Here is a 5,644-nt window from a genome sequence, read left to right as displayed (position 1 = left end):
CATCACGCAATAGATGTGGCCGTGGCGGGCGCCTGGGCGCCGCCCACGTCAACGGTGACGGACAAGGGTCGATCGGGATCAATCCCACGACCGTGGGGCAAAGCCCGAGTACGACCTAGAAGCCGTGCCAGTGACCTTGGTCGCGGGGGTCGCCGTCGTACCAGTGGTCGTCGTGGCAGCGGCCGTGGTCCCAGTTGTTCCCCCAACCTGGATCCCACCATTGTCCGGGACACCAGTGGTAATCCGGGAAAGGTGCGGGCACTGGTTGGGCTTCGGCAACGGCGGCCGCCCCTTAACCAGCGAGCCCGAGACCGGCCCCAAGTACCAATGTTGTTGCGGCGGAGCGAAGAATACGTTTCATGCCCCACTGGTTCCCTTTCGTTCTCCCCGTGAAACATCTGAAACACGCTCTGACATAACGGTTTCACAACGACGCTGGTGTCGCAATGGTGTACAGATTTGCGGGGTGGCGGGCAGGCCCTGGCAAAACCGCTTGTGGAAGGCGGGATTCGTTGCGCCACAGCGGTTTGCCCGAATTCTCAGTATCGCTTATAGTGAAGTTCGCTTACCGGCCCGCATGGGCAATGACGATCCCAGAGCCGGCCTGTACGGCGGGTCCCGTCAGTCAGTTCGTCGCTGCGCGGACACGTAGAGGGTTGGCATTGCGTCCTCGGCACCCTGCGGAACGCTGCGGCCATAGCGGGCCATCAGCTCCGAAAAGGTTACCGTCGACACATCCCAGCCGTGCTCACGCAGCCAGCCGTCGACGGGTGTGCGCTCCTCCGGGTACCAGAGGTCGTCAAAATCCGTTATCTCGGTGTCGACCAGCCTGGCGGCCGCGGCCCGCATGCGCTGCATATCCTCGCGCTGACGCCGTACCAGCTCGGGGTCGGTGAAGCCCGCGCCGGGCACGTTGGAAGCCAGCCAACTCCCCTGCGCGCTGAGGGAATGTACGCGCTCGAACAACAGGTCCTGGGCCTGCGCCGGCAGGTAACGGACAAGTCCCTCAGCCGACCACGCGCAAGGCCGGGACGCGTCAAATCCGGCCTCCTGCAGCGCCTTGGGCCAATCCCGACGCAGGTCTATTGGCACGTTCACCAGTCGTGCCGTCGGACGCGCGCCGTGCTCGCGCAGCGTGTTGGACTTGAAGTCCAGCACCTTGGGCTGGTCCAGCTCGTACACGGTCGTGCCGTCGGGCCACGGTAGCCGCCAGGCGCGTGCGTCCAGGCCGGCAGCCAGGATTACCACCTGCCGAACACCCGAATCAGCGGCGCCGAGAAAGAACTCATCGAAGAACGCTGTCCGCGTTGCCATGAAGTCGGTCATCAGCTGTATCCGCGTCCGCACCTCCGGTTCTAGCTCGAGCGCCTTGGTCAGCAGTTTGGGATCCGCGTAGATGCTCCACATCCCCTCGCCCGCAGCGTTGACGAACACGCGCGCGAACGGGTCATTGATGAGCGGGTTTTCGCTCTCGGTCTCGGCCGCACGCGCCGCGGCGACACCCAGTGCGGTGGCCCCCACGCTTTGGGTGATGTCCCAGGAATCGTTGTCGGTACGCGGCATCGCCATTTCCCTTCCAAACCCGAAAGTCAGTTAGTTCCGCACACTATTGTTCCAGGCTCAGACGGCCCCGGCCGCCCGCCGCCGTTGACCTACGCTTTTTCCCAGACGGCCACAGGGTTGCAGAGGAGTGCCGGGATGACGCGTACGCCGCGGGAAGTATTCGCCCACCACGGGGAGGCGCTGGCCGCCGCCGACCTGGATGAGATCGTCGTCGACTACGCCGAGGATTCCGTGCTGATCACTCCGGTCGGCGTCGCGCGCGGCAAGGACGGCATACGCAAGGTCTTCGCCAAGCTGCTCAACGATCTGCCCAACGCGACATGGGACCTGAAAAACCAGATCTTCGAAGGCGATGTGCTGTTCCTCGAGTGGTCCGCCGATTCGGCGGTCAACCGGGTCGACGACGGTGTCGACACCTTCGTTTTCCGTGACGGCATGATCTGGGCCCAGACCGTCCGGTACACCCCGAACCGCAAGGGCTGACATCCGGGCGGCCCGGCACGCCCGCGGAGTAGGTTTTGCCACGTGGACCAGCTGGATCAGAAGGTGGATCTGAAAGCCGTAGCGGAATGGATGTCGCAGCAAGGACTGGGCGAGGGCCCGCTGGACGACGTGTCTGACATCACCGGCGGAACGCAGAACGTCATGCTGCGATTCACCCGCTCCGGACGGCCATACGTGCTGCGACGCGGACCGCGGCATCTGCGTCCGCTCAGCAACACCGTGATCCTGCGGGAAACCAAAGTCCTTGCCGCGCTGGCCGGCTGCGACGTGCCGCACCCGCACCTGATCGCCACCTGCGACGACCCCGGCGTACTCGGCGACGCCGTCTTCTACCTGATGGAGCCGGTCGACGGATTCAACGCGGGCGAGGGGCTGCCGCCGTTACACGCGGGCGATGCCGGTGTGCGGTTCCAGATGGGGCTGTCGATGGCCGATGCGCTGGCGAAGCTGGGTGCCGTCGATCATGTCGCAGTCGGCCTTGCCGATTTCGGCAAACCGGCCGGCTTCCTGGAACGTCAAGTGCCGCGCTGGCTTTCCGAGCTGGAGTCCTATCGGGAGTACGAGAATTATCCGGGGCCACAGATTCCCGGGGTGGAGCAGGTTGCGGCCTGGTTGGAGCTCCGCCGGCCGACGACTTGGACACCCGGGATCATGCACGGCGACTACCACGCCGCCAACGTGATGTTTTCCCGCACCGGGCCCGAGGTGGTCGCGATTGTCGACTGGGAAATGTGCACGATCGGTGACCCACTGCTGGATCTGGGCTGGCTGCTGGCCACCTGGCGCCAACAAGACGGGGCAAGCGTGTTCAGCCACGCCCTAGGCGGCCAGGACGGGCTGGCCAGCACCGACGACCTATTCCAGCGTTATACCGCCAACACCAACCGCGACCTGTCACATATCACCTGGTACACGGTGCTGGCGTGCTTCAAACTCGGCATCGTGATCGAGGGCACGCTGGCCCGGGCCTGTGCGGGCAAGGCCGAGAAAGAGGTCGGCGACCAACTCCACGCGGCCACGGTGCACCTGTTCGAGCGGGCCGTCAGGCTTATCGATAATGAGGCCTGAGCGGCCTCGAATCGCGGTTCATGCTGGCGCCACTGGCGCGGTAAGAATTACCCACCGACTACTGTCACCGTTTCGCCGAGCACCGAAACCAGCACGGTCACTCAAACCGTGACCATCCCACCGCGTCGGCCGTTCGAACCACGCCCACAACTCTCAGTGCGACACATCGCGGGCCGCCTGCGCGATACCGAGCCGGATTCGCGCACAGGCGGATAACCTTCCATCCGTGGACGTTGGGGATTCGGTCAGGCGCGCACTCGACCACTGGGAACACCGGGAGTGGGACGCGGCCATGGTTCACGCTTGCAACGCCGTCGATGGAACCGCGAAGAAGCGGTATCCGCAGCTGGGGGTCACCAGTCGGTTCAAGCGCACCATCCGAGAATCGCTGGACATCTTCCGCGTGATGGCGGCACCCGGCATCGACTTTGATCAGAGCCGCTTCCCCGTGGCGGTGAAGTCTGATCTGCCCGATAGCCGTCCCGACATCGCCGATGTCCTATACGGCATTCACCGATGGAGCCACGGCCACAACGACGAGCTGCCCGAAGGATTCGAACTAACACCCCTCGGACCTCGCCCCGCGGGTGTGCACTTATGGCGGAATGGGAAGATCCAGCTTCCCGCCTCCACGGTGATCGGTCTATTGGCAATCGCCGTGTTTGCGCCGGAGAACAAGGGCGAAACCATACCCGACAGCTACCAGCTCAGCTGGTACCAGTACGTCTTCAACATCTGCCTTTGGTGGGGCTGGCAAGACCACTTCCGCGAGATCATCAGCACCGCCCCGATCCCAGACGTGACCCTCGACTTCGCCGAGTCCTGGGACGACTGGACACCAGTGTGAGCGGCTTCGCATCAACCCACGGTGAGAGTCGTTGTGGCGCGCCGGTAACCGCGGCGACGACGATCTGGGATCGCTCCGTCCGTGCGGCACAGCAACGAGAGCGCGCAGGTGCTAGGCCGAACCGGCTGACGGATGGGCCCGCTTTACCGCGCACGTACCCCACGCGCGATAAGCACCGCGGGCGCTGAGCCGCCCGCCCGAGGCACGAGGTAAGACGGCTTACCGGCCGCCGCCGCCCCCGCCGCGACCACCGCCGCCCCCGCCGCGACCACCGCCGCCGCCACCGCGACCGCCGCCGCCGCCACCGTGGATCGCTTGCGGCTCCGCCGCTATTTCCGCATTGCTGAACGTGATCATGGCCCGCAGGTTAACGCCGAATTCCCGCAGCCACAAGAAACTCCGTCTGAACGGTTCGGCTACAACTAGATTCCAGAAGATCGCTCACGACCTCCGCAACCGCTTTCGTTGCAGGAGTGGAGGTAGCTAGCTACGCGCGCCGGGTCCGTCCACGACGAGACCCATGCAGCCGTGCCGACAGCGGATCCGGTGAATGACCCTCCAGCAATAACCGTGCGAGGAGTACTGGTACTCGACCAAGGCGTCGGCCAGCCCACGGCACTTCCGGCATCTTTCGGTTTCACGTCTGTACTCCGGCATTGGCGTCCTCCATCGATCGGAGCGGGGGAATCGTCCAACCTTGGCCGACATGAATTTAAATTACATCAGCGTTATTCGTCCGGCACTTTCCCACGCCGAAGGGGGCGCACCGCTGGGTCGGCGTGCTTGGAGGGAACTGGTAAGTGCAGGGACGTTGTTGTGGGTGATCATTCCCTCCATCCTCCGCGCGCACGCATATCGTCCTCGTACGCCTGGGCTTCCGCCGCCATCTGCCGGTAAGCCGCGGCGGTGTCAGGGTTCTTGAACTGCTCCCCCAATCCGCCGGTGAGCAGCCGGATCAACTCCATCACGAACTGCATGGGCCGTCCGCTGTTCAGCGCGTCCTTGATCGAGTCGATCACGTCGTGGAACTGCATGTCGCTGTTGGTGGCCGAAGCAAATGCGAGTGTGACGGCGGCGCGACGGGTGTCATCGGGCCAGATGGAATCGTTTGGCAGTAGTGCCATTTTCAGTTTCCTCTCGGTCATGCGTGGCATCCCGGGTTGAAGGCGTCATGGCCTGACCTGCATGCAGCTATCCAACGGTCGTATTATTTCGCTCGCTGACCGCCCAGCGCCGCCCGCGCACCAGCTCGGCATCGGTGATCTCGCGCAGCGAATCGCGGGAATGCTCACTCGTATTCCCTCGGCCCCTCAGGGTCGATGTGCCAGATCCAGTTGCCGAAGAGGGGCCTGTCAAAGGCAAGAGCACCGAGGGGAGCCATGACCAAGATTGAGAGCAACGTCCATATCATGCTTTTGATGGTTCGCCGCCCAACCGGCATTCGTTAGAGGTCGTGATGTTGTGGGGTCACAAAGCTCCGTTGTGTCCTGGCTACGCCAGCAATAAAAACCCTCCCCGCGGGTAACTGCAGCGGCGGTTGAAAGTATCAGGAAGTAGCGGATTTCGCGTCACCGGCGTCGACGCCAGCATTGTTGCCGGTAGTGAGCGCGCCCGAAGCGCGCCCGAAGCGCGCCCGAAGGGATTCGAACCCCCAACCTTCTG

General features: G+C 63.9%; 6 protein-coding genes. 3 read left to right on the top strand and 3 right to left on the bottom strand.

The window, feature by feature from the left end:
- Window positions 1-621 precede the first annotated feature (621 nt).
- Window positions 622-1,563, bottom strand: coding sequence for a class I SAM-dependent methyltransferase (locus ACLP4W_RS10480; RefSeq protein ID WP_442386064.1), 942 nt, complete (start codon window positions 1,561-1,563; stop codon window positions 622-624).
- Between the two features lie 135 nt (window positions 1,564-1,698).
- Here ACLP4W_RS10480 and ACLP4W_RS10475 point away from each other — a divergent pair, with 135 nt between their 5' ends.
- The 3 genes from ACLP4W_RS10475 (at window position 1,699) to ACLP4W_RS10465 (ending at window position 3,982) form a co-directional block, all read left to right on the top strand.
- Window positions 1,699-2,046, top strand: a complete 348-nt coding sequence (locus ACLP4W_RS10475) for a nuclear transport factor 2 family protein (protein ID WP_442386063.1) — start codon at window positions 1,699-1,701, stop codon at window positions 2,044-2,046.
- A 90-nt stretch (window positions 2,047-2,136) separates the two neighbouring features.
- Window positions 2,137-3,135, top strand: a complete 999-nt coding sequence (locus ACLP4W_RS10470; protein WP_442386065.1) for a phosphotransferase family protein — start codon at window positions 2,137-2,139, stop codon at window positions 3,133-3,135.
- A gap of 226 nt (window positions 3,136-3,361) precedes the next feature.
- Complete coding sequence (locus ACLP4W_RS10465) at window positions 3,362-3,982, top strand: hypothetical protein (protein ID WP_442386062.1); 621 nt, start codon at window positions 3,362-3,364, stop codon at window positions 3,980-3,982.
- 219 nt (window positions 3,983-4,201) lie between these two features.
- Here ACLP4W_RS10465 and ACLP4W_RS10460 read toward each other — a convergent pair whose 3' ends face one another.
- On the bottom strand, window positions 4,202-4,339 hold the full coding sequence (locus ACLP4W_RS10460; protein ID WP_442386061.1) for a hypothetical protein: 138 nt from the start codon (window positions 4,337-4,339) through the stop codon (window positions 4,202-4,204).
- A 467-nt stretch (window positions 4,340-4,806) separates the two neighbouring features.
- Window positions 4,807-5,106: a hypothetical protein gene (locus tag ACLP4W_RS10455; protein ID WP_442386060.1), complete on the bottom strand. Its 300-nt coding sequence runs from the start codon at window positions 5,104-5,106 to the stop codon at window positions 4,807-4,809.
- Window positions 5,107-5,644 lie beyond the last annotated feature (538 nt).

It is taken from the genome of Mycobacterium sp. (genome assembly GCF_052145595.1).
Lineage (GTDB): Bacteria > Actinomycetota > Actinomycetes > Mycobacteriales > Mycobacteriaceae > Mycobacterium.
The sequence above is the reverse complement of the archived record's forward strand: the minus strand, read 5'-3'. Positions and strand labels throughout refer to the sequence as shown.